Origin of the sequence: Amycolatopsis sp. NPDC049691, assembly GCF_040675005.1 — a bacterium.
Lineage (GTDB): Bacteria > Actinomycetota > Actinomycetes > Mycobacteriales > Pseudonocardiaceae > Amycolatopsis.
This window is the reverse complement of record NZ_JBFANX010000005.1, coordinates 60,866-82,579: the sequence shown is the minus strand read 5'-3', so window position 1 is coordinate 82,579 and position 21,714 is coordinate 60,866. Positions and strand designations below refer to the sequence as shown.

Here is a 21,714-nt window from a genome sequence, read left to right as displayed (position 1 = left end):
GGGGGAGCGGTGGACTTGGAGATCACGCGGTTCGACCCGGCGGCGGCCGACTTCGCCCGCTGCCACGACCTGCTGGTGGCGAGCCACCTCGTCGACCGGCCCGGCGAAGCCCCGTTGCCCCTGGCGGAACTGGCGGGGCGGTGGACCCGGCCCCTGCCGGGCATGGGCGAGGCCGCGCGCTGGCTGGGCTTCCGCGGCGACGCCCTCGTCGCGCTCGCCCAAGTGCACTTCCTCGAAGCCGAGAACAGCGCGATCGGGGTGACGCACGTCGTCGTGCACCCGGCCGCCCGGCGCGCGGGGATCGGCGGCGCGATGCTGCGGGCGGTGCTGCCCGCTCTCCGGGAGCGGGGTCGGCGGGTCATCGAGGGCTGGGAGGTCGTCGCCGGCACCGCGGGCGAGCCGTGGGCCGCGGCGATGGGCTTCCGCCCGGTCCGCACGATCGTGCGGCAGGCGCTGGTGACCGCCGTGGCCGACCGGTCGCGCTGGGACGTGCCGGTGCCGGCGGGCTACCGGCTTCTGCGGTGGGCCGGTGCCGCGCCGGTGGCTGTGCTCGAGTCCTACGCTGCCGCGCGCGGTGCGATCCACGACGCCCCACTCGGGGAGTCGGGCTACCGCTGGCCGCAGTGGACGCCCGCGCGGGTGCGCGCCACCGAAGCCGAGGCGCGGGCACAGGGTCTCGACCAGCGGATCGTGGCCGCGGTCCACGAGCGCACCGGGGACATCGCCGGCTTCACCGAAGTCTGCGTGCACCCGCGCCGCCCGGACTGGGCGTACCAGCGGGACACCGCCGTGGTGGCCGCGCACCGGGGCCGGGGCCTCGGCCGCTGCGTCAAGGCGCACATGGTGCGGTGGCTGCTTGCCGAGCGTCCCGCCGTCGCGTGGATCAGCACCACCACCGGGGCCGACAACGCGCACATGATCCGCGTCAACCGGGAAATCGGCTTCACGACGCTGCCATCCATGATCGCCGTGCAGCGGGACGTCAGCCCAGGTACGCGTCCAGCGTGACGGCCAGCGCCGACTCCGGTGAGGGCGCGAAACTCGCCCCCGCCAGCCCGCCCCACAGCCACAGCTGGGCCAGCCCGTGCAATGCTGCCCACAGCGAGGCCGCGACCAGGCGCAGGTCGGCGCCGGAGCGGGCGAGCGGGGTCGGGACCGCCGCCACCAGCACCGCGAACGTGTCGAACACCGCGCTCGCCGCCGCCGACAGCGCCGGGTCCTCCGCGTCCACCAGGTCGCGGCGGAACATCAGCTCGAACATCGCCGGGTTCTTCAGCGCGAAGTCGAGGTAGCTGTGGCACGCCGCCGTCAGCCGTTCCCGTGGTGAGTTGCCCGGCAGCGTGTCCCTCCGGGAAAGCAGCTCCGCGTACCCGCGCGTCGCCACGGCGGACAGCAGTTCGGCGCGGCCGGAGAAGTGCCGCAGCGGTGCGCCGTGCGAAACGCCCGCCGCCTTCGCGATTCCGCGCAGCGTCACCGCCTCGACGCCGCTGTCCGCCAGCAGCTCGGATGCCGTGTCGATCAGGCGTTGCCGGGTGCCCATGCCTCGTCCCGGGTCATGGGGAGCAGCTCCGGGCGCTTCGGGAAGAAGCCGTCGCCGGGCTGGCGGCCGATCAGCCGGTTGCGCGTGCGCGTCACCGCTACCGGCAGGACCTCGCGCAGCAGCCACTGCACGTCGGCGCGCCTGCTCCCCGGCGCCGCGACGCCCGGCAGCGGTTCGAGCCACGCCGGGTCGTGCGCGACGCCGAGCAGGCCGAGCACGTACGCGGCGAGCCGGCGGTGGCCGTGCGCGGACAGGTGCAGCCGGTCGGCGCCGAAGTACCGCGAATCCGTGACCGCCTGGTCGGGCCACAGGTCGATCAGCAGCGCGCCGTAGCTGACGGCGGCCTCGCGGATGGCCTCGTTGAGCGCGACGATCCGCGGCCGCATCCGGCGGCCGAGCGGCATCCGGTGGGAGACGTCGCTGAGGGTGAACGTGACCACCACCGGCGCGATCTCCGTGCACGCGCGGACGGCGGCGTCGACCCGCCGGGCCACGGTCCGCGCGTCCCACCCGCGGCTCATGACGTCGTTGCCGCCGCCGAACAGCGCGACGAGGTCGGGTGCCAGCCGGGTCGCCGCCGGGACCTGCTCGGGGACGATCTGGTCGAGCCGCCGGCCGCGGACTGCCAGGTTGGCGTAGCGGAAGTCCGGCTCGTCCTGGGCGAGGCGGGCGGCGACGAAGTCGGCCCAGCCCCGATAGGCGCGCCGGTCGGGGTACGGGTCGTCGAGCCCTTCGGCGCAGCTGTCGCCGAGGACGACGAAACGGTGGTAGCTCATCCCGATCTCCGTAACCCCTGGTTCACCTTGTAGACACTGTCTATCAAACTTCTGTAGACGGTGTCTACCTGGGTCGTCACAAACACCAGGCCCGCTTCGTCAGACCGGCATGACACTCGAACCGGAAATCCGGCAGCACATCGGCAAGATCGTCGAAGGGCTGCGCGCCAAGGACCTCGACGCGCTGCGGAAGCTCTACGCCCCGGACGTCGTGTCCTACGACGTCGAGCCGCCGCTGCAGCACGTCGGGGTCGACGCGAAGCTGAAGAACTGGGCGAAGGTCTTCGCCCTCTTCGACGAGGTGGACTACGAGCTGCGCGACCTGACCGTCCTTCTGGACACCGACCTGGCCGTCGGCCACGGCTTCGGCCGGGTCAGCGGCACGCTGCGCGACGGGACGGCGGCGAACGGCATGTGGGTCCGGGCCACCTTCGTCCTCCGCAAGGCCGGCGACGGCTGGGTGATCGTCCACGACCAGGCGTCGGTGCCGTTCGACTTCGCGACCGGCAAGGGCGTGACCGACCTCGAGCCGTGACGCTCAGGCGAGCCGGGCGCGGTGGGCCGAGACGGCGGCCCGCCGCGGGTCGGCCGCCGGGAGCGTCCGCAGCAGGGCGTCCAGCACGGCGAAGTCGTCGACGCCGCAGGCGGTTTCCCAGAACGACCACAGCACGCCCGGGTCGCCGCTGTTCAGCGCCACCTGACGCACCTGGGCCGTCAGCGTCTCGCGCTCCTCGCGGATCGCGGGCGCCTCCGACTCGGGCAGCAGCGGCCCGCGGAATAGGCGCAGTACGTCGGACGGCGACCCGGTGCGCAGGCGCGCCCGCGCCGTGGCGAAGTCCGCGTCGACGTCGGCCGCCAGGCGGTACGGGCGCGTCTGCACCACCGACGCGCCCAGCTGGGAGCGCAGGCGGTGGATCTCGGCGCGGACCGTCACCGGGTTGCCGGTCTCGCCGTAGAGCTGCAGGGCCAGCCGCTCCGCCGAAAGGCCGTTGGGGTGCAACGCGAGCAGCGTCAGGATTTCGGCGTGCCGCAACGTCAACGGGACTTCGCGACCGTCCACAGTGGTCGTGTGCGGACCGTCCGAAAGGTACTCCAGCCGCAGCCGTGACCGCTGGCCGCCGCCACCACCGGAAGCGAGCCGGAGCAAGTAGCCCTCGTCGAGCGGCTCGACCGTGGCGAGCCTGCCGTCGGGCAGGGCGACCGTCCCGCCGCCGCGCCGGACGTCCACTGTGGACGGCAGCAGGCACGACTGGGCGGCCAGCACCCGGCCGCCCGCCGACAGCAGCGCGCCGGGGCGGCCGCGCAGGGCTTCCAGGTGCGGCATGTTGACGCGCCGCAGGTGTTCGTCGCGGATCGCGAGCTGGGCGCGCAGCTGGCCCTCGGCGAGCTGGGCCGTGGCCGTGACCAGCGAGATCATCGCCGGGTGCACCGTGCGCAGCGGCCCGCTGACGTCGATCGAGCCGAGCAGGACACCGGTTTCGGGGTCGCGCACGGGCGCCGCCGCGCACGTCCACGTGTGGTAGCGCCGGACCAGGTGCTCGGCCGAGTGGATCTGCACCGGCTCGCCGGTGGCCAGCGCCGTCCCCATGGCGTTGGTGCCGATCGCCGCCTCGCTCCACCGGGTGCCCTCGGTGAGCCCGACGCGGTCGCCGCGCAGCAGCTGGCTCACCGCGCCCTCGCGCCACAGGATCAGGCCTTCGGCGTCGGTCACGATCATCACGTGCTCGGCGTCGTCGGCGATGCTCACCAGCATCTGCCGCAGCACCGGCAGCACCGGGGCCAGCGGATGGGCTTCGCGCAGCGACGAGAGGGCTTCGGCGGAGTAGACGAACGGCGCTTCGCCCTCGTCCGGGTCGACGCGGGCGGCGAGCGAACGGTGCCACGAGTCGGAGACCACGGAGCGTGGCGGCCGCGGTCCGGGGACGCCCTGGAGCACCGCGTCGCGGACGTGCGCCAGCAGCCGCGCGTAGGACTCGGGGTCCCGCAGCATCTCCGGTTCGGGCGCCTCTGCCACGTTCACCAGGGTAGATAGCCGGCGCGCAGCGCTGCAACGCGCGTGCAACGTTGCCGCGCCTACCTTCGCCGCCACCAGCTCAACCGTCACTCCGAGCAACGAGGCAGGGAAGATGGTCCAGTACGCCGCACCGAACACCGAAGGCAGCGTCGTCAGCTACGAGTCGCGCTACGACCACTACATCGGCGGCGAGTACGTGCCGCCCGCGAGCGGCCGGTACTTCGAAAACCCCACCCCCGTCACCGGGAAGACGTTCTGCGAAATCGCCCGCGGCAACGCCGAGGACGTCGAGAAGGCCCTCGACGCGGCCCACGGCGCGGCGCCGGCCTGGGGCCGGACCTCGATCGAGGAGCGCGCGAACACGCTGCTGAAGATCGCCGACCGGATGGAGCAGCACCTCGAGGCCATCGCGGTCGCCGAGTCGTGGGAGAACGGCAAGCCGGTCCGCGAGACCCTGGCCGCCGACATCCCGCTGGCCATCGACCACTTCCGCTACTTCGCCGGCGCCCTGCGCGCCCAGGAGGGCGGCATCTCGCAGATCGACGAGAACACCGTCGCCTACCACTTCCACGAGCCGCTCGGCGTGGTCGCGCAGATCATCCCGTGGAACTTCCCGATCCTGATGGCGGTCTGGAAGCTGGCCCCGGCGCTGGCCGCGGGCAACGCGATCGTGCTCAAGCCGGCCGAGCAGACGCCGGCGTCGATCCACCTGCTGTTCTCGATCATCGGCGACCTGATCCCGCCGGGCGTGGTCAACATCGTCAACGGCTTCGGCGTCGAGGCGGGCAAGCCGCTGGCCTCCAGCAACCGCATCCGCAAGGTGGCCTTCACCGGCGAGACCACCACCGGCAGGCTGATCCTGCAGTACGCCAGCGAGAACATCATCCCGGTGACCGTCGAGCTGGGCGGCAAGAGCCCCAACATCTTCTTCGACGACGTCGCCGCGCACAACGACGATTTCTACAACAAGGCGCAGGAGGGCTTCGCGCTCTTCGCGCTGAACCAGGGCGAGGTCTGCACCTGCCCGTCGCGGGCGCTGATCCAGTCCGGCATCTACGACCGGTTCCTCGGGGACGGCGTCGAGCGGGTCCGCAAGATCAAGCAGGGCCACCCGCTCGACACCGAGACGATGATCGGCGCGCAGGCGTCCAACGACCAGCTCGAGAAGATCCTGTCCTACATCGACATCGGCAAGCAGGAAGGTGCCGAGATCCTCACCGGCGGCACGCGGTCCGATCTCGGCGGCGAGCTGTCCGGCGGCTACTACGTCGAGCCGACGGTGTTCGCCGGCGACAACAAGATGCGGATCTTCCAGGAGGAGATCTTCGGCCCGGTCGTCTCGGTGACGAAGTTCGACGACTACGCCGACGCGCTGAAGATCGCCAACGACACGCTGTACGGCCTCGGCGCCGGTGTCTGGTCGCGCGACGGCAACACCGCCTACCGCGCCGGCCGCGACATCCAGGCGGGCCGCGTCTGGGTGAACAACTACCACGCCTACCCGGCGCACGCGGCCTTCGGTGGCTACAAGGCGTCCGGGATCGGCCGCGAAACCCACAAGATGATGCTCGACCACTACCAGCAGACGAAGAACCTGCTCGTGTCCTACTCCGACCAGGCGCTCGGGTTCTTCTGATGACGCGACCGCCGCAAAGGGTGGACCTGACACCGGCCGCCGCGGCGCTGCTGCGGCGGTTGGTGTCGCTCCACGGCCCGGTGATGTTCCACCAGTCCGGCGGGTGCTGCGACGGCAGTGCCCCGATGTGCTACCCGGCCGGGGAGTTCCGCACCGGCGCGTCCGACGTGCTCCTGGGCGACCTGGAGGTCGAGGGCATCAAGGACGGCGCTGTCGTGCCGGTCTGGATGTCCGGGCCGCAGTTCGAGTACTGGAAGCACACGCACCTGACGATCGACGTCGTGCCCGGCCGCGGGAGCGGGTTTTCCTTGGAGGCGCCCGAAGGCGTGCGCTTCCTGATCCGCTCCCGGCTGCTCACCGACGAGGAGTCGGCGGCGCTGAACTGAGCGCTGCGAACAACGCCGTGGCGAGCACCAGCCCCTCCCGGGCGACCGGGGCGAGCAGGTGCTCGTCCGGCGCGTGCTGCAGGCAGCCCGGGTAGGAGTGCGGCAGCCACAGCGTCGCCATGCCGAGGACGTCGGTGAAGACGTGGTTGGGCAGCCCGCCGCCGAAGTTGGGCAGCAGGGCGACGGGCTTGTCCGTGACTTCGCCCAGCGCTTCGCGGGCCCAGGTCACCCACGGGTCGTCGACCGGGGTCCGGCTGGCGAGGAAGGTGGCGTCGGCTCGCACGTCGACCATCGAAAAACCTTGTGCGGCAAGGTGCTTCCGGATGGCGGGTGCGACGCCGTCGACGTCGGTGCCGGCGACGTACCGCAGCTGGAGGACCGCTCGCGCCCGGCCGGGGATCGCGTTCACCGGGCGGGCGGGGTCACCCGCGCCGAGCGCGAGCACCTCCAGGGTGTTCCAGCCGTAGAGCCGCTCGGCGGGCGTCAGGTTTTGGTCGCCCCAGCCCTCGTCCGCGTCGACGACCACAACGGCCAGCGCGGCGCGCACACTGTCCGGCAGCTCCGGCGGCAGCAGCTCGGGGACCTGGACGCGGCCGTGGCCGTCGACCAGGCTCGCGATCGCGGCGGCGAGCGTCGTCGCCGGGTTGCGCAGGATCCCGCCCCAGTTGCCGGAGTGGGCGGCATCCGGGCGCAGGTCGGCGTCGAGGGTGAGGCGGATGCCGCCGCGGGCGCCGAGGAACAGCGTCGGGGTCGCCGCGTCGAGGCGCGGGCCGTCGGAGGCGATGAGGACGTCCGCGGCGAGCAGGTCCTTCTCCTGGGCCGCGAACTCCGTGAGGCCGGGGGAGCCGATCTCTTCGCCGGTTTCGAAGAGGAACTTGAGGTTGAAGCCCAGCTTTCCGCGTTCGGCCAGGAGCAGCCGCAACGCCGTGAGGTTGACCAGGTGCTGGCCCTTGTTGTCGGCGGTGCCGCGGCCGTACCAGCGGTCGCCGTCCGCGGTGAGCGTCCACGGGTCCAGCCCGTCGCGCCACTGCCCCGCTTCCCCGACGACGTCGGCGTGGCCGTAGCACAGCAGCGTCGGCAGGTCTTCTCCTTCGGTCCGGACGCCGAGGAGGAACGGGCCGCCCGCTAGGTCCGGGTTGGGGTGCTCGGTGACTTCGCAGCCGAGGCCGGCCAGCGCGGGCGCCAGGACTTCGTCGAGGTACGCCTGGATCGCTTCCCGGCCTTCGGGTGCGTCGCTGACCGTGGGGTAGGAGACGAGCCGGGCGAGTTCGGTGAAGAAGGCGCCGGAGTCGACGTGGGCGCGGGCCTGGTCGAGCAGTTCCATGACCGTCAGCCTAGAGGGAGAAAACAATACGAACGGTCGTGCTATCTTCATGGCATGGAGCTGGCGGGCGTGTATGTGGGCGAACCGAGCGTGCTGGGCTACCGGCGGGAGCGGCCGGTGCTGAGCGCGATCACGAAAGCGCCGGTCACGGCGCCGGAGCTGGGGCTGACCGAGCTGAACCTCGACGGCGACCGGCAGGCCGACCTCACCGTGCACGGCGGGGTCGACAAGGCCGTGTACGTCTACCCGGTCGAGCACTACCCGAACTGGGCGGCGGACGGCCTCGACGCGGAGCCGGGCGGTTTCGGCGAGAACGTCTCGCTGCGCGGGGCCACCGAGGACGACGTCCGGGTCGGGGACGTCTGGGCCTGGGGTGACGCGCTGGTGCAGGTCTCGCAGCCGCGGCAGCCGTGCTTCAAGCTCGCCATGAAGACCGGCCGCAAGGACGTCACCCCGCTGATGATCGACTCCGGCCGCTGCGGCTGGTACCTGCGCGTGCTGCGGCCCGGCACGGTGCCGACGGCCGGGACGATCGACCTGGTGGAGCGCGCGGACGGGCCGACGATCACCGAGGTCTACCTGATCACCTTCGCCAACTACGGGCAGCTGCCGCCGGACCGGGTCGAGGCGGCGCTGGACCTCGCGGACCGCGTGCTGGCGACGCCCGCGCTCTCGGCGGCCTACCGCGACGGCGTCCAGTCCACTGTGGACCGCTGGCGGGCGCGGCGTGCCGGCTGACGGCAGGCTCGCCCGCGGCGACGCGACCCGGCGTGTGGTGCTGCGCCGGGCGGTGGACGTCGCGTCGGTCGACGGCCTCGACGGGCTGTCCCTCGGCCGGCTGGCGACCGAACTGGAGCTGAGCAAGAGCGGCGTGTTCGCGTTGTTCGGCTCCAAGGAGGAACTGCAGCTCGCGACGATCGAGGCCGCGCTGGAGATCTTCCGGTCGTACGTCGTGACCCCGGCCGCGGCGGTCTCGCCCGGCTTGCCGCGCCTGCGGGCGATTTGCGAAAACTGGCTGGACTACTCGGAAAAGCGCGTGTTCCCGGGCGGGTGCTTCTTCTTCAACGTCGGCGCGGAGTTCGACGCGCGGCCCGGCCGGGTCCACGACGCGGTGGCCGCGGCGAGCGGCTCGTTCGCCGCGTTCATCCGGGAGACGGCCGTCGAAGCGGTCGCCTTGGGGCACGTGGACGCGGACCCGGAGGTACTGGCGTTCGAGCTGCACGCGCTGGGCCGCGCGGCCAACGCGGACGCGGTCCTCAACGGCGGGACCCGGGCCTACGCCTTGGCCAGGCGAGCGATGAACGCTCGCCTGGCCGGTGCGTAGCTACTTCCAGTCGACCTGCGGGGAGCGGTAGAAGTTGATCCCCTGGGCGACCCAGCGCGGGGACTGCTTCGCCAGCCGCGCCCGGTAGGCGTCCCAGTTGTGGGTGGCACGAGGGGACCAGCCGATCTCCGCGATGCCCGGCAGCCGCGGGAACGCCATGTACTCGATGTCGGCGCTCGTCCGGATCGTCTCGGTCCACAGCGGTGCCTCGACGCCCGCGACCTGCTTTTCGCCGACGCCGGTCACCAGCGACGCCGGATCCCAGCTGTAGCCGTCCTTCACCTCGATCAGCGCGGCCCAGTCCTGCCCCAGCGGGGTCGAGGGGTCGTACTTCATGTCCAGGTACGCGTAGTTCGCCGGCGACATGAGGATCTTGCTGCCGCGCGCCGCGGCAGCCGCCACCGAGGCGTTGTCGCCGCCGAAGTCCCAGTACTGCGGGACCGCCGACGCGGGCGGGTCCGACTTCGCGATCTCGTGCCAGCCGGTGACCTTCTTGCCGTACTTGGCGACGATCGGCTGGACCTTCTTCTCGAACGCGATGTAGTCGGCGGGCGGCGTCGAGTGCGCTTCGTCGCCGCCGATGTGCAGGTACGGCCCGGGGGTGAGGGCCGCCAGCTCGCGGACGACGTCCTCGACGAACTTGTAGGTGATCGGCGAGGAGATGCACAGCGAGCTGTAGCCGACCTCGGTGTCCGTGCGCACCGGGACGGCCTTGCCGTCGCAGTTCAGCTCCGCGTACGTCGACTGCGCCGCGTTCGTGTGGCCCGGCATGTCGATCTCGGGGATCACCGTGATGTGCCGCGAAGCCGCGTACGCGACGATGTCCTGGTACTGCGCCTGGGTGTAGTAGCCGCCCGGGTCGCCGTCGACGGCGGTCTTACCGCCGACCGTCGCGAGCTTCGGCCAGCTCTTGATCTCGATCCGCCAGCCCTGGTCGTCCGCGAGGTGCAGGTGCAGCGTGTTGATCTTGTACTGGGCGATCTGGTCGATGTACCGCTTGACCTGGTCCGGCTTGAAGAAGTGCCGGGCGACGTCGAGCATCGCGCCGCGCTCGCCGAAGCGCGGGTAGTCGAGGATCGTGCCGCCGGCGACGGTCCACGTCCGGTGCTGGACGCGGTTCGCGTCGATCGCCGACGGCAGCAGCTGCCGCAGCGACTGGACGCCTTCGAAGAGCCCGTCCGCGGTGTTGGCCTTCAGGGAGACGCCGTCGCGCGACACCTTCAGCTCGTAACCCTCGGTGCCGATCCGCGCGTCGTGGCCGAGCTGCAGGGAAATCGCGGGCAGGCCGGCGGCGTGCGGCACGACCGGCAGCGGGTAGCCGGTGGCCGGGCGCAGCAGGCCGCGCAGGTAGTCCGCGACCTGGCCGGCGCCGCGGCCGGCGCTGATCACGGTGAGCGGCGTCAGCTTGAAGCCGCCCCGCGGGTCGGCCTTCGCCGAGACGGGCGCCGGGACGACGTCGGTCACGCTGCGTTCCGGGGCGGCCGGCGCGGCCACCGCGGCAGCGGGGACGCCGACGGCCGTGAGACTCACGATCGCCGCGGTCAAGACGGCTCTGGACAAGCGCATCAGGGCACCTCCGGTCGGGGACTCCTCCCAAAGGTACAGACCAGCGGGGCCATTTGGAACAGTCCTTAACGAAGGGCCTGCCGGATGGCTTCGAGGACGCTCGGGTCTTCGATCGTGGACGGCACGGCCTCGTCGCGCCCGTCGGCGATCGCGCGCATGGTCTTGCGCAGGATCTTGCCCGACCGCGTCTTCGGCAGCGCGTCCACAATGGACACTTCGCGGAACGCGGCGACCGGCCCGATGTCCCGGCGCACCATCGCCACCAGCTCGTCCCGCAGCTGGTCCGGGTCGATGTCCGCGCCCGCCTTCAGCACGACGAACCCGCGGGGCAGCTGGCCCTTGAGCTGGTCGGCGACGCCGATGACCGCGCACTCGGCGACGGCCGGGTGCGCGGCCAGCACAGCCTCCATCGACCCGGTCGACAGCCGGTGCCCGGCGACGTTGATGACGTCGTCGGTGCGGCCCATGACGAACAGGTAGCCGTCTTCGTCGAGGTAACCGGAGTCGCCGGTCAGGTAGTACCCGTCGTAGCGGGAGAGGTAGGCCTCGCGGTAGCGCTCGTCGTCGCCCCACAGCGTCGGCAGCGAGCCCGGCGGCAGCGGCAGCTTGACCGTGATGGCGCCTTCGCGGCCGGCCGGCAGCTCCTCACCCGCCTGGTCGAGGATCCGGACGTCCCAGCCGGGGACGGGCTTGGTCGCCGAACCCGGCTTGACCTCCATCGGCTCCAGGCCGCGCGGGTTGGCCGCGATCGGCCACCCGGTTTCGGTCTGCCACCAGTGGTCGACGACCGGCGTGCCGAGCTTCTCGTGCGCCCAGTGGTAGGTCTCCGGGTCGAGCCGCTCGCCGGCCATGAAGAGTGTCCGGAACGCCTTGAGGTCGTACTTCGCCAGCTCGCGGGCGTCCGGGTCGACCTTCTTGATCGCCCGCAGCGCGGTCGGCGCGGTGAACAGCGCCTGGACGCCGTGCTCGGCGATGACCCGCCAGAACGCGCCCGCGTCCGGCGTGCCGACCGGCTTGCCCTCGTAGAGCACGGTGGTCGCCCCGACCAGCAGCGGCGCGTACACGATGTAGGAGTGCCCGACGACCCAGCCGACGTCGGAGGCCGTCCACCAGACGTCGCCGGCGTGGACGTCGTAGATCGCGTCCATCGAGTAGGCGAGCGCGACGGCGTGGCCGCCGGTGTCGCGCACGACGCCCTTCGGCTTCCCGGTGGTCCCGGACGTGTAGAGGATGTAGAGCGGGTCGGTGGCCGCGACTGGTACCGGGTCGGCCGGATCGGCGTTCGCCGTCAGCTCGCGCCAGTCCAGATCCCCCTTGGCCAGCTCGGCCGGCGCCTGCTCGCGCTGCAGCACGACGACGTGGTCGGGCTGGTGCTCGGTCATCCCGAGCGCGGCGTCGACGATCGGCTTGTACTCGACCACCCGGGCCGGCTCGATCCCGCAGGACGCCGCCAGGATCACCTTGGGCTTCGCGTCCTCGATCCGCGCGGCCAGCTCCTTCGGCGCGAACCCGCCGAAGACCACCGAGTGCACCGCGCCGATCCGCGCGCAGGCCAGCATCGCGATCGCCGCTTCGGGCACCATCGGCAGGTAGATGATCACCCGGTCACCCTTGGTGACCCCCAGCGAGCCGAGCGCGCCGGCGAACTTCGCGACGGTGTCCCGCAGCTCCTCGTAGGTGTAACTGCGTTGCCGTCCGGTCACGGGCGAGTCCCAGATCAGCGCGGCCTGGCCGCCGCGACCGGCCTCGACGTGCCGGTCGAGCGCGTTGTACGAGGTGTTCAGCTCGGCGTCCGGGAACCACCGGTAGAAGGGCGGGTTCGAGCTGTCCAGAGCCCGTTCCGGCGCCTTCGTCCAGCTGATGTTCCCGGCCGCGGCCAGCCAAAACGCTTCCGGGTCCGTCAGGCTGCGCCGGTAGGCCTCGGCGTACGCGCCCATTGCCGCTCCTTCACGTCGAACATCCGCGCCGGCCCCCATCATGGCGCGGGAGCGGCGGGCTCGCCGGATTCCGGGCAGCCTGAAGACCCGGCAACCTCGCGGCGGCCGGGAGCGTCCTAAGCTGGACCGCGGGGAAACGCGGCGTGAAGGTACGAAGTGAACACGGACAGTGAGGGGATCCGGCGGTGAACGGACTCGCGAGCGCGTTGCTCTCGCTAGCCCATTCCTTGTTCGGCCCGGGCTTCTGCCCCGGCGACTGGGTGTGGGCCACGAGTGCGGCCGGCGCGCTCGTCGCGCTGATCCCGCCGGCCGGCGCGCTCGCCGTGTCGATCATCCGGAAGGGCACCGGCAACCGGTACGACGCCACGACGCTGGGCGTCTTCGGCGCGATCGGCCTGGTCAGCGCGCTGGTGCTGCCGTGGCTGCTGGCCAACGGCGTCTCGGGCGTCTACCGCTCGGCGTTCGCCAAGGAGAAGACCGGCCTGTCCGCGACCGAGCTTTCGACGCTGCGGGGTCCTGGCGGCTGCTGGGTCGATTCCCAGGTGGACTACCTGGGCGGCAGGCAGACGGTCTTCGACGTCTTTTCCTCCCGCAGCACCGGCGCCGACGACCTCCCCTTCTTCGTCTACCTGGTGGCGTTCATCGTCCTGGGCGCGGGCTCGCTGCTGTTCGTCATGCTGCAGGGCCGGACCGCCTTCCGCCGCGGCCCGAAGTGGCCGTCCCGGTTCTTCTGGATCCCGTTCGCCGCGACGCTCGTGTTCAGCGTCGGCATGGAGGCGAACACGGCACTGCACTTCTGGCTCGGCTTCCTGCCGTTCAGCGTGCTGGGTCTGATCCCGGTCGCGATGGTCGGGCCGCCGCCGTGGTCGGTGATCAACCGCTCCGACGCGCCGCCGCGCCGCGAGCAGGAGCCGCAGGGCCCGCCGCCGTCGCAGGTCCAGCCGCGCCCGACCCCGCCGCCCCCGCCGCCGCCCCCGGTCAACCGGCCGTACCCGAAGACGGCGCTTGCCTCCGCGCCCGAGCCGCCGCCGATGGCGGGCGCGCTGGCCGCGGCGCCGGGCCCGATCCCGCCGCCGCCCGGCTCGCGCAACGCCGGCGGCAGCCGCTACCGCCGCGTCAAGCAGCTCGGCGCGGGCGGGTTCGGCACGGTCTGGCAGGCCGTCGACACCCAGCTCAACCGCACGGTCGCGCTGAAGATCGCGCACGCGCCGGACCGTGACACCGCCGAGCGGATGCAGCGCGAGGCCCGCGCGCTGGCCGTGGTCAGCCACCCCAACTGCGTCAAGGTGTACGACCTGGCCGAGGAGCCGGACGGGCTCGCCCTGGTCATGGAGTACCTGGAAGGCCGCCCGCTGGCCGAGCTGGTCGACGGCCAGGGCCCGCTCGACGACGTCGCGGCCGGCCGCCTCTGGGCGACGATGGCGGGCGCGCTCGCCGCGGCGCACGAGAAGGGCGTCCTGCACCGCGACATCAAGCCGTCGAACGTCATCCTCGACCCGAGCGGCCTGGCCCACCTGATCGACTTCGGCATCGCCCGCAGCCAGGGCGACTCCAAGATGACGGCGACGGGCATGATGATCGGCACGCCGGACTTCGTGGCCCCGGAGCAGGCGATGGGCGCGGCGGCCTCGCCGGCGTCGGACGCCTGGCAGCTGGCGGCGACGATCAGCTACGCCCTGTCCGGCCAGCCCCCGCGGGGCACGCGCGAGACCCCGATGGCGGCGCTGATGGCCGCGGCCCGGGCCGAACCGGTGTCCCGCCTGCCCCAGCGGAGCGCGCACGCCCGGCTGCTGGCGGCCTCGCTGGACCCGGAGCCGCGTCGCCGTCCGACGCTGAACGCCGTGCGGCGCGAGGTCGAGGGGTGGCTGTCGCGGGCGGGCAAGTCGGCCGACGGCCCGGTGACGCGCGTGGTGCCGCGCCAGCCGGGTGGCCAGGTGCCGCGCCGCTAACCGGGCTTCACGGCCTCGAAGATCAGCAGCTCCTTCGGGTGGTGCTGGATCTTCACCTGCTCGAAACCCGCCTTCTCGAGCCGCGCCGGGAACGTCGCCGCGTCGACGACGTTCATCGTGTCGCCGATGTGCAGCAGGCGGAAGCGCAGGTTGAGCTGGCCGTCGCTGCCGCAGTAGGTGCCGCCCGGGCGCAGGACCCGCGCGGCCTCGGCGAAGATCGCGTCCTGCAGCTCCTTCGTCGGGACGTGGTGCAGCATCGTGAAGCACACGACGGCGGAGAAGCGGCCGTCCTCGAACGGCATTTCCGCGCCGCTGCCCTCGACGACGTCGGCGCGGTCGCCGTACTTCGCCCGCAGCAGCTCGCTCGACGCCGGGTCGATCTCCAGCACCGTCAGCTTCGGGACCGACTTGAGCAGCACGTTCGTCGTGGCGCCGAAGCCGGGACCGATCTCGAGGACGTCGTCGCCGAGGTCGCGCTGCTTCAGCCACGGCGTCAGCCGCTCCTCGACCGTCGCCGCCCACTTCTCCGAGCTGCAGATCTTGCGGTGGATCAGGTTCATCGGCATGCGTCCGACGCTATTTCGGCGCGGCAGTGGCCGGTAGCCGATAGCCTGCCAAGTGATGTCGCGAAACAGCCAGGCCATGCTGCTCGGCGAGGTCGACCTGCCCGCCGGCACCTGGTTCCCCTGGCACGAGCACCCGGTCCACCAGCTGGTCTGGTCGGCCCGCGGGGTCGTCGCGGTGAAGGCGGGCGACGCGGGCTGGGTCCTCCCGCCGACCCGCGCGTTGTGGATCCCGGCGGGCGTCCAGCACCGCACGGGCGCGCTCGGCCGGGCGGCACTGCGCGGCATCTACGCCGACCCCGAGCTGTCCCCGGTGTCGTGGCCGGCGCCGCGGATGGTGGTGGTCCGGCCGTTGCTGCGCGAGCTGCTGGAGTACCTGACCGGTGATGGCGTGGCCGCGGCCGCCCGCCTGCGCGCCGAGGCGGTGGCGTTCGACCTGCTGGAACCCCTGGACGTGGTGCCGATCGTGGTGCCGTCGCCGGCCGACCCGCGGGCTCGCGACGTCGAGCGCGCAGTCGTCGCGAACCCAGCGGACCCGCGGAGTCTGGCCGAGTTCGGCCGGGACGTCGGCGCGGCGGAGCGGACGCTGGCGCGGCTGTTCGTCCGCGAGTGCCGGATGCCGTTCGGGACGTGGCGCACGCAGGTGCGGCTGCGGGCGGCGCTGCCGCTGCTGGCCCAAGGCGCACCGATGGCGACGGTGGCGCACCGGGTCGGCTACAGCTCGGCGAGCGCGTTCGTCGCGGCTTTCCGGCGCGCGGTCGGCGTCACGCCGGGGGCGTACTTCGCGGGCTGAGCTACCGCCAGGACGGCAGCCAGCGCTCGGCTTCCCACTGGCCCGTCGTGATCGCGACCCCGTTCAGGATCGGCCACAGCCAGGCGAAGTTCGCGACCACCAACCCCACGTAGAGCGACACGACGAGCAGGCCCGTCCCGCGTCTTTCGAACCCGCGCCGCGCGCTGCCCAGGATCTGGCCGAGGCACAACGTCAACCCCAGCACGAGGAACGCGGCCAGCGGCGTCGCGTAGAAGAAGTACATCTGGCGGTCGATGTTGGTGAACCAGAAGACGTACCCGCCGAGGTAGCCCACCAGCACCGCCGCGTAGCGCCAGTCCGCGCGGAACACCGAGCGCCACACCGACCAGCCCAGCATCGGGATCGCCAGCCACCACATCGCCGGCGTGCCGATCAGCATCGTCGCGCTGACGCAGCGGGCCTCGCCGCAGCCGGTGACGTCGCCGTCGTAGCTGTAGAGCATCGGGCGCAGCCCCATCGGCCACGTCCACGGCTTCGACTCCCACGGGTGCGGGTTGTCCTTCGGCGTGACCAGCGTTTCGTGGAAGTGCAGGACGTTGCCCGTGTAGTCGGCGAGCGACCGCAGCGACGCCGGGACCCACGACCAGATGCCCGGCGCGATGTCCTTGATCTCCGTGTAGTGCCGGTCGGTCGCTGTTTCGCTGGCGAACCACGCCCAGTACGCGCCGAGGTACATCAGGAACGGGACGAGCAGGATCGCCCACAGCGCGGGCAGCACGTCCCGGCGGATCGTGCCCAGCCACGGCCGTTCGACGCCGGCCGCGCGCCGCGCCGCGACGTCAAAGAACACGCACAGCAGCCCGAACGCGACGATGTAGTACAGCGCCGACCACTTGACGCCGAAGGTGAGCCCGATCATCAGCCCGGTCGCGAACCGCCACCACCGGAAGCCCAGCTTGGGGCCCCACACGGACTCGTTGACCCAGCCTTCGCGGACGGCCGTCGCGAGCCGGGTGCGCACCTGGTCGCGGTCGACGAGCAGGCAGGCGAACGCGGCGAGCACGAACAGCGCGATGAAGATATCGAGCATGCCCATGCGCGACTGCAGGTGCAGCACGCCGTCGCTGATCACCAGGATGCCGGCGATGCCGCCGAGCAGCGTCGAGCGCGTCAGGCGGCGGGCGACGCGGACGACCAGCAGCACCATCAGCGTGCCGGCCAGCGCGGGCATGATCCGCCAGCCCCAGCCGTTGTAGCCGAACAGCCATTCGCCGATCGCGATCAGCTGCTTCGCCAGCGGCGGGTGGACGACCAGCTCGTAGCCGTAGTTGTCCTCGTAACCGCCGTTGCGCAGCATCTGCCACGCCTGCGGGACGTAGTGCTTCTCGTCGAAGACCGGGCTGCCCTTGTCCGTCGGCACGCCGAGGTTCTGCAGCCGGACGATGCCGCCGATCACGGTCAGCACGATGGTGACGACCCAGCCGCGCAACCGGTCGGTCGGCATGCCGCGGCCGAGCAGGGTCACTTCGCGGTCGGTCGGCGGCCGGAGCGCCTCGAGGGGGTCCGGCCGGACGCTCTCGTCGTCGGCACGGGTCAGCACGGCGGTCACGGGGGCGATCCTACGGGCGCGGCGGGGCGTGCGTCGTCGGGATCGGCTGATCAGCCTAGGCTGGCCGGGTGACTCCGGGCCGTCTCATCCTCGCCGCCACCCCGCTCGGCGACGTCCGCGACGCTTCCCCGCGCCTGGCTTCGGCCTTGGCGGAAGCCGACGTCATCGCGGCCGAGGACACGCGGCGGCTGCGCTCGCTGGCATCCGCGCTGGAGGTGACCCCGCGCGGCCGGGTGGTGAGTTTCTACGAGGACGTCGAAACGGCACGGCTGCCCAAGCTGCTCGAATCGTTACGCGAGGGCGAGACGGTGGTGCTGGTGACGGACGCCGGTATGCCCAGTGTGTCCGATCCGGGCTTCCGCCTGGTGGCGGCTTGTGTTGCTGCTTCTCTTCCGGTGACGTGCCTGCCGGGTCCGTCCGCGGTGACCACGGCGCTCGCTTTGTCCGGTTTGCCGTGCGACCGGTTCTGTTTCGAGGGGTTCGCGCCGCGCAAGCCGGGGGAGCGGACGCGGTGGTTGACGTCGTTGGTGTCCGAGCTGCGGACGGTGGTGTTCTTCGAGTCCCCGCACCGGTTGGCGTCGCTGCTGGCGGACGCCGCGTCGGTGCTGGGGGCGTCTCGCCGGGCCGCGGTGTGCCGGGAGTTGACGAAGACGTATGAAGAGGTGAAGCGGGGGTCGCTTTCTTCGCTCGCCGACTGGGCCGCGGAGGGCGTGCGCGGGGAGATCACGGTGGTGCTCGAGGGTGCCGCACCGCGGTCGGTTTCGGTGGCGGATCTGGTGTCGGAGGTTTCCGAGCGGGTGGCTGCCGGGGAACGGCTGAAGTCCGCGGCCGCGGAAGTCGCCGAGGCCGCTGGGGTGTCCAAAAAGGAGCTTTACGACGCCGTGCTGGCCTCGCGGGTCAAGTGAGCAGCGCCGTCACCGCGGCATGCGCCTTCGCCGCGTCAGGGGCGTCCCCGGTGATCACGTCCGTGTACACGAACGACTCCCCGATCCGCACCAGCAGGTAAGCCAGGTCCGGCACCGGCAACGGCGGCTCCAGCCGCCCGGCCGAGACCTCACCGGCCAAAAGCGACTCCAGCTCCGCCGTGGTCCGCTGCTGGCAAACGCTTGCGCGGGTCGTCAACAGCCGCAGCGCCCGCTCCGGTTCCCGGCGGAGGAAGTCGCGGAACGGCGGGGACTCGTTCGCGAACCGGACGTACCCGCTCACGAAGTCCGCCACCCCCGCTGCCCCTCGCCCGACGCACGACGGCCACAGGCGGGCGATCGACGCCGACGACAGCGACCACAAGATCTCCCCCAACAGCCGATCCCGGGATCCCACCCGGCGGTGCAGGGTCGCCCGGCTGATCGACAGCGCCTCCGCCAGCTCGCCCATGTCCACCCGGCGACCGGCCAGGAACCAGTCGCGGGCGAGGTCGAACGCAGCCGTGTGAGACATATGTCAGAATGTCTCACAGCCACCACGGGAAGGGAAACGCAGATGCGCGCAGTGCAGGTGACCGAGTTCGGCGGACCCGAGGTGCTCACGCCGGTCGAGCTGCCCGATCCCGTGGCCGGCCCCGGTGAGGTGCTCATCGACGTCGAGCGCATCGGCGTCAACTACGCCGACACCCACCAGGCCGAGAACTCCTACCTCGCGCCGTCGAAGCTGCCGCTCGTCCCCGGTGGCGAGGTGGTCGGCAAGACCGGCGGAAAGCGGGTCGTCGCCCTGCTCAACGGCGGTGGCGGGTACGCCGAGAAGGCCGTCGCGCCCGAGGCGACCACCTTCGGAGTTCCCGACGGCGTCGACGACCTCACCGCACTGTCCATGCTGGTCCAGGGCACCACCGCGTGGGTCCTGCTCAAGCGGAACGCCCACCTCGAAAAGGGCGAGTCGGTCGTCGTGCACGCCGCCGCCGGTGGGGTCGGGACCGTCGCCGTCCAGCTCGCCAAGGCCTGGGGCGCCGGCCGCGTCATCGCCACCGCCAGCAGCGACGAGAAGCGCGCCCTCGCGCTCGAACTCGGGGCCGACGTCGCCGTCGACTCGCGTGCCGAGGACATGACCGCGACCCTGCTCGAGGCGAACAACGGCCGCCGCGTCGACGTCGTGCTCGACATGGTCGGCGGCAGCACCACCGACCAGAGCATCGCCGCGCTCGCGCCGTTCGGCAGGCTCGCCTTCTACGGCATGGCCGGCCGGGAGAACCCGAAGCCCGTCGAGCTGCGCAACCTGCTCGGCCACAGCACCACCATCAGCGGCATGTGGCTGCCGCACGTCTTCCGCCTGCCCGGCAACGTCTTCGGGACCGCCCTCGACGAGCTGTTCCAGCTGGTCGAAGAGGGCAAGCTCAAGGCGATCCCGGGCGGCGAGTACCCGCTGTCGGACGCCCGCGGCGCGCACGACGCCCTGCGGTCCCGCGCGACCGTCGGCAAGCTACTGCTCGACCCCGGCAAGTAGGCGTTCCAGGGGTGCCGCCTTGTGGAGGCACTCCTGCCACTCCGCCTCCGGGTCCGAGTCGGCCGTGATGCCGCCGCCCACTCCCAAGGACACCGTGCCCGACGCGATCTCGAACGTCCGGATCGCGACGTTCAGCTCCAGTCCCGCCGCCGGGGACAGCAACCCGATCGCGCCCGTGTACACCCCGCGTCCGCAGGGTTCCAGTGACGCGATCAGGTCCAGCGCGCGGATTTTCGGCGCGCCGGTCACGGAACCGGGCGGGAAGGTCGCCTCCAGCAGGAGACTGTCCGAAACGGACGGTCGGAGGGTCCCCGTCACCGTCGAGTCCAGGTGCCACACCCCCGGGGCCGGCCGGACCCGCAGCAGCGACGGCACGGTCACCGACCCCACCTCGCACACGCGGCCGAGGTCGTTGCGCACCAGGTCGGTGATCATCACGTTCTCCGCCACGTCCTTGACCGACTGGCGCAACAACAAAGCGTTCCCGTCGTCGGCGGGCCCGCGGCGGGGGAGCGTGCCCTTGATCGGCGTCGAGCGGACCGCCCGGCCGTGGCGCGCCAGGAACAGCTCCGGCGAGAACGACACCACCGAGCCCCACGACCCCGAGACGTACGCCGCCCGCCGTGGATCCAAAGAGGACACCCCGGCCGCGAACAAAGCAGCGGTGGACCCGGAAAACGACCCCGTGAACCGGCTGCAGATGTTGGCCTGGAACAACTCCCCGGCTTCGATCGCGTGCACGCACGCCTTCACCGCGTCCCGGTGCTCCGACGGCAGGGGACGCCGCAGGGGTCCCGCGGACCACGAGAGCGACCCAGGCGCAGAAGCCAGTAGTGACTCCATTGTGGACACCGAAGGCCCACCGCCGTCGAGGGACTCCAGGTAGCAGGTGCCCGAAGAGGACCACCGCAGCACGTGGTCCGCCCAGCCCCACGCCGCCGGCGGAAGCGAGCCGGAGGCGTCGTACGCCAGGTACCCGAACCACCCGCCACCGATCACCTCCGGCGGAGCGTCGACCTCCGGGCAAGAAGGAAAACCCCGGGGCGAAACCGTGAGCGAAGGCGCGAGCACCGCCCGCGACGAAAACCAGTCACCGGACAGCATCGCCGGCGGCGGCAGCCCGCGGGACGCGTTGTGGTGGGCGAGTACCGAAAAAGCGCGCGCGGGCGTGACGTCCGTCCGGAGTGCCCTGCTCGTCACGCGCATGGCGACATACCACCACACGTCAGAGCAGCAGGTCACCCAATGTGAACGGGTACACGACGGCGTTCTGCTCCACCGGCCCGTCGACCCCCCGGATGTCCGGGCCGTACGCGTGCTGGTGCACGCCGAGCCGCGAGTGGAACCAGCCCGGCCGCCCGGGGATGCCGTTGTGCCGGACCAGCCACAGCACGACCTCGCTGTCGGCCCAGCGGTCCGGGTGCAGCCGGTTCGCCCAGCAGTCGTGGTCGGCGTAGACGAGCACCCGCTCGATGCGCGCCGCGTGCCGGACGTGCTTGATCCACGTCTTGATGAACCGGTCGTCCACGCTCGGCGCCGCCACTTCCAGCGCCGGCGCCAGCGACCCGGGCGCGAACGCGCCGAGCCTGCTGGCCGTGCGGACGAAGTGGTCGGCCTGGTCGTGCGCCGCGCCGGGGCGGGCGTAGTGGCGGCCGCCGGCGTGCAGGCCCGCCTCCTGCGCGCCGGCCAGGTTGCGCTCGGCCGCGGAGTTGGTCCAGTTGACGTTCTCGCTGATGGTCACCGACACGAACCGGGTCTCCGCCCCGCGGACGGCGTGCCAGTCGGTCACCCGCTCCCGGTGGGACAGCGAGATCCCGCGTTCGCTCTCCGGTTCCGTCACAGTCCGCCCCCGGCACGTCGGTGGAGAGCACACCATACGTCGCCGGAGGCGGACCCGCAG

Annotated in this window: 21 protein-coding genes; 10 read left to right on the top strand and 11 right to left on the bottom strand. The window is 71.9% G+C overall.

What is annotated here, in order from left to right; all coding sequences use genetic code 11:
- Window positions 1-9: 9 nt before the first annotated feature.
- The gene (locus tag AB0J40_RS12925; protein ID WP_364451589.1) at window positions 10-1,008 is read left to right on the top strand and encodes a GNAT family N-acetyltransferase; all 999 of its coding nucleotides are present in this window, start codon (window positions 10-12) and stop codon (window positions 1,006-1,008) included.
- On the opposite strand, the gene AB0J40_RS12920 is transcribed toward AB0J40_RS12925, so the two are convergent.
- The gene (locus tag AB0J40_RS12920; protein ID WP_364451586.1) at window positions 983-1,540 is read right to left on the bottom strand and encodes a TetR/AcrR family transcriptional regulator; all 558 of its coding nucleotides are present in this window, start codon (window positions 1,538-1,540) and stop codon (window positions 983-985) included. The genes AB0J40_RS12925 and AB0J40_RS12920 overlap by 26 nt on opposite strands.
- The gene (locus AB0J40_RS12915) at window positions 1,519-2,316 is read right to left on the bottom strand and encodes an SGNH/GDSL hydrolase family protein (protein ID WP_364451583.1); all 798 of its coding nucleotides are present in this window, start codon (window positions 2,314-2,316) and stop codon (window positions 1,519-1,521) included. The genes AB0J40_RS12920 and AB0J40_RS12915 overlap by 22 nt, the downstream gene beginning before the upstream one ends.
- 109 nt (window positions 2,317-2,425) lie before the next feature.
- Between AB0J40_RS12915 and AB0J40_RS12910 the strand changes: the two genes are divergently transcribed.
- The gene (locus tag AB0J40_RS12910) at window positions 2,426-2,851 is read left to right on the top strand and encodes a nuclear transport factor 2 family protein (RefSeq protein WP_364451581.1); all 426 of its coding nucleotides are present in this window, start codon (window positions 2,426-2,428) and stop codon (window positions 2,849-2,851) included.
- Window positions 2,852-2,854: 3 nt separating this feature from the next.
- On the opposite strand, the gene AB0J40_RS12905 is transcribed toward AB0J40_RS12910, so the two are convergent.
- Window positions 2,855-4,306, bottom strand: a complete 1,452-nt coding sequence (locus AB0J40_RS12905) for a GAF domain-containing protein (RefSeq protein ID WP_364452542.1) — start codon at window positions 4,304-4,306, stop codon at window positions 2,855-2,857.
- A 136-nt stretch (window positions 4,307-4,442) separates the two neighbouring features.
- Here AB0J40_RS12905 and adh point away from each other — a divergent pair, with 136 nt between their 5' ends.
- A complete protein-coding gene (gene adh / locus AB0J40_RS12900) occupies window positions 4,443-5,966 on the top strand; it encodes an aldehyde dehydrogenase (protein WP_364451579.1) in 1,524 nt (507 codons plus the stop codon).
- Entirely contained in the window at window positions 5,966-6,352 is a 387-nt protein-coding gene (locus AB0J40_RS12895; RefSeq protein WP_364451577.1) for a DUF779 domain-containing protein, read from the top strand. The genes adh and AB0J40_RS12895 overlap by 1 nt, the downstream gene beginning before the upstream one ends.
- Here the strand turns inward: AB0J40_RS12895 and AB0J40_RS12890 are convergent.
- Window positions 6,321-7,676 (bottom strand): M20 family metallopeptidase, encoded by a 1,356-nt coding sequence (locus tag AB0J40_RS12890; RefSeq protein ID WP_364451575.1) that lies wholly within the window; start codon window positions 7,674-7,676, stop codon window positions 6,321-6,323. The genes AB0J40_RS12895 and AB0J40_RS12890 overlap by 32 nt on opposite strands.
- A gap of 54 nt (window positions 7,677-7,730) precedes the next feature.
- On the opposite strand from AB0J40_RS12890, the gene AB0J40_RS12885 reads away from it, so the two are divergent.
- Both AB0J40_RS12885 and AB0J40_RS12880 read left to right on the top strand, forming a co-directional pair.
- Window positions 7,731-8,414 (top strand): MOSC domain-containing protein, encoded by a 684-nt coding sequence (locus AB0J40_RS12885; RefSeq protein WP_364451573.1) that lies wholly within the window; start codon window positions 7,731-7,733, stop codon window positions 8,412-8,414.
- Window positions 8,404-9,000 carry a TetR/AcrR family transcriptional regulator gene (locus tag AB0J40_RS12880; protein WP_364451571.1) on the top strand — a complete coding sequence of 199 codons (597 nt, stop codon included), beginning with the start codon at window positions 8,404-8,406 and terminating at the stop codon, window positions 8,998-9,000. The genes AB0J40_RS12885 and AB0J40_RS12880 overlap by 11 nt, the downstream gene beginning before the upstream one ends.
- Here AB0J40_RS12880 and AB0J40_RS12875 read toward each other — a convergent pair whose 3' ends face one another.
- Complete coding sequence (locus AB0J40_RS12875) at window positions 9,001-10,566, bottom strand: beta-N-acetylhexosaminidase (protein ID WP_364451569.1); 1,566 nt, start codon at window positions 10,564-10,566, stop codon at window positions 9,001-9,003.
- 65 nt (window positions 10,567-10,631) lie between these two features.
- Entirely contained in the window at window positions 10,632-12,503 is a 1,872-nt protein-coding gene (locus tag AB0J40_RS12870; protein WP_364451567.1) for a propionyl-CoA synthetase, read from the bottom strand.
- Window positions 12,504-12,688: 185 nt separating this feature from the next.
- Here AB0J40_RS12870 and AB0J40_RS12865 point away from each other — a divergent pair, with 185 nt between their 5' ends.
- Window positions 12,689-14,452: a serine/threonine-protein kinase gene (locus tag AB0J40_RS12865; RefSeq protein WP_364451564.1), complete on the top strand. Its 1,764-nt coding sequence runs from the start codon at window positions 12,689-12,691 to the stop codon at window positions 14,450-14,452.
- On the opposite strand, the gene AB0J40_RS12860 is transcribed toward AB0J40_RS12865, so the two are convergent.
- Complete coding sequence (locus AB0J40_RS12860) at window positions 14,449-15,018, bottom strand: methyltransferase domain-containing protein (protein ID WP_364451562.1); 570 nt, start codon at window positions 15,016-15,018, stop codon at window positions 14,449-14,451. The genes AB0J40_RS12865 and AB0J40_RS12860 overlap by 4 nt on opposite strands.
- Before the next feature lie 76 nt (window positions 15,019-15,094).
- Here AB0J40_RS12860 and AB0J40_RS12855 point away from each other — a divergent pair, with 76 nt between their 5' ends.
- A complete protein-coding gene (locus AB0J40_RS12855) occupies window positions 15,095-15,808 on the top strand; it encodes a helix-turn-helix transcriptional regulator (protein ID WP_364452540.1) in 714 nt (237 codons plus the stop codon).
- 1 nt (window position 15,809) lies between these two features.
- Here the strand turns inward: AB0J40_RS12855 and AB0J40_RS12850 are convergent, their stop codons facing one another.
- The gene (locus AB0J40_RS12850) at window positions 15,810-17,378 is read right to left on the bottom strand and encodes a phospholipid carrier-dependent glycosyltransferase (protein WP_364451559.1); all 1,569 of its coding nucleotides are present in this window, start codon (window positions 17,376-17,378) and stop codon (window positions 15,810-15,812) included.
- A gap of 68 nt (window positions 17,379-17,446) precedes the next feature.
- On the opposite strand from AB0J40_RS12850, the gene rsmI reads away from it, so the two are divergent.
- Window positions 17,447-18,283: a 16S rRNA (cytidine(1402)-2'-O)-methyltransferase gene (gene rsmI, locus AB0J40_RS12845; protein ID WP_364451556.1), complete on the top strand. Its 837-nt coding sequence runs from the start codon at window positions 17,447-17,449 to the stop codon at window positions 18,281-18,283.
- On the opposite strand, the gene AB0J40_RS12840 is transcribed toward rsmI, so the two are convergent.
- The gene (locus AB0J40_RS12840) at window positions 18,276-18,815 is read right to left on the bottom strand and encodes a QsdR family transcriptional regulator (RefSeq protein ID WP_364451554.1); all 540 of its coding nucleotides are present in this window, start codon (window positions 18,813-18,815) and stop codon (window positions 18,276-18,278) included. The genes rsmI and AB0J40_RS12840 overlap by 8 nt on opposite strands.
- Before the next feature lie 42 nt (window positions 18,816-18,857).
- Between AB0J40_RS12840 and AB0J40_RS12835 the strand changes: the two genes are divergently transcribed.
- Complete coding sequence (locus tag AB0J40_RS12835; RefSeq protein ID WP_364451551.1) at window positions 18,858-19,814, top strand: NADPH:quinone oxidoreductase family protein; 957 nt, start codon at window positions 18,858-18,860, stop codon at window positions 19,812-19,814.
- On the opposite strand, the gene AB0J40_RS12830 is transcribed toward AB0J40_RS12835, so the two are convergent.
- Window positions 19,791-21,020, bottom strand: a complete 1,230-nt coding sequence (locus AB0J40_RS12830) for an aminodeoxychorismate synthase component I (protein WP_364451549.1) — start codon at window positions 21,018-21,020, stop codon at window positions 19,791-19,793. The genes AB0J40_RS12835 and AB0J40_RS12830 overlap by 24 nt on opposite strands.
- A gap of 19 nt (window positions 21,021-21,039) precedes the next feature.
- Window positions 21,040-21,654 carry a GH25 family lysozyme gene (locus tag AB0J40_RS12825; RefSeq protein WP_364451546.1) on the bottom strand — a complete coding sequence of 205 codons (615 nt, stop codon included), beginning with the start codon at window positions 21,652-21,654 and terminating at the stop codon, window positions 21,040-21,042.
- Window positions 21,655-21,714 lie beyond the last annotated feature (60 nt).

Bases quoted from the DNA above. Each gene is read 5' to 3' on its own strand.
- AB0J40_RS12920 (WP_364451586.1), bottom strand. From the start codon at position 1,540: ATGGGCACCCGGCAACGCCTGATCGACACGGCATCCGAGCTGCTGGCG.
- AB0J40_RS12915 (WP_364451583.1), bottom strand. From the start codon at position 2,316: ATGAGCTACCACCGTTTCGTCGTCCTCGGCGACAGCTGCGCCGAAGGG.
- AB0J40_RS12910 (WP_364451581.1), top strand. From the start codon at position 2,426: ATGACACTCGAACCGGAAATCCGGCAGCACATCGGCAAGATCGTCGAA.
- AB0J40_RS12905 (WP_364452542.1), bottom strand. From the start codon at position 4,306: ATGCTGCGGGACCCCGAGTCCTACGCGCGGCTGCTGGCGCACGTCCGC.
- adh (WP_364451579.1), top strand. From the start codon at position 4,443: ATGGTCCAGTACGCCGCACCGAACACCGAAGGCAGCGTCGTCAGCTAC.
- AB0J40_RS12895 (WP_364451577.1), top strand. From the start codon at position 5,966: ATGACGCGACCGCCGCAAAGGGTGGACCTGACACCGGCCGCCGCGGCG.
- AB0J40_RS12890 (WP_364451575.1), bottom strand. From the start codon at position 7,676: ATGGAACTGCTCGACCAGGCCCGCGCCCACGTCGACTCCGGCGCCTTC.
- AB0J40_RS12885 (WP_364451573.1), top strand. From the start codon at position 7,731: ATGGAGCTGGCGGGCGTGTATGTGGGCGAACCGAGCGTGCTGGGCTAC.
- AB0J40_RS12875 (WP_364451569.1), bottom strand. From the start codon at position 10,566: ATGCGCTTGTCCAGAGCCGTCTTGACCGCGGCGATCGTGAGTCTCACG.
- AB0J40_RS12870 (WP_364451567.1), bottom strand. From the start codon at position 12,503: ATGGGCGCGTACGCCGAGGCCTACCGGCGCAGCCTGACGGACCCGGAA.
- AB0J40_RS12860 (WP_364451562.1), bottom strand. From the start codon at position 15,018: ATGCCGATGAACCTGATCCACCGCAAGATCTGCAGCTCGGAGAAGTGG.
- AB0J40_RS12855 (WP_364452540.1), top strand. From the start codon at position 15,095: ATGCTGCTCGGCGAGGTCGACCTGCCCGCCGGCACCTGGTTCCCCTGG.
- AB0J40_RS12840 (WP_364451554.1), bottom strand. From the start codon at position 18,815: ATGTCTCACACGGCTGCGTTCGACCTCGCCCGCGACTGGTTCCTGGCC.
- AB0J40_RS12835 (WP_364451551.1), top strand. From the start codon at position 18,858: ATGCGCGCAGTGCAGGTGACCGAGTTCGGCGGACCCGAGGTGCTCACG.
- AB0J40_RS12830 (WP_364451549.1), bottom strand. From the start codon at position 21,020: ATGCGCGTGACGAGCAGGGCACTCCGGACGGACGTCACGCCCGCGCGC.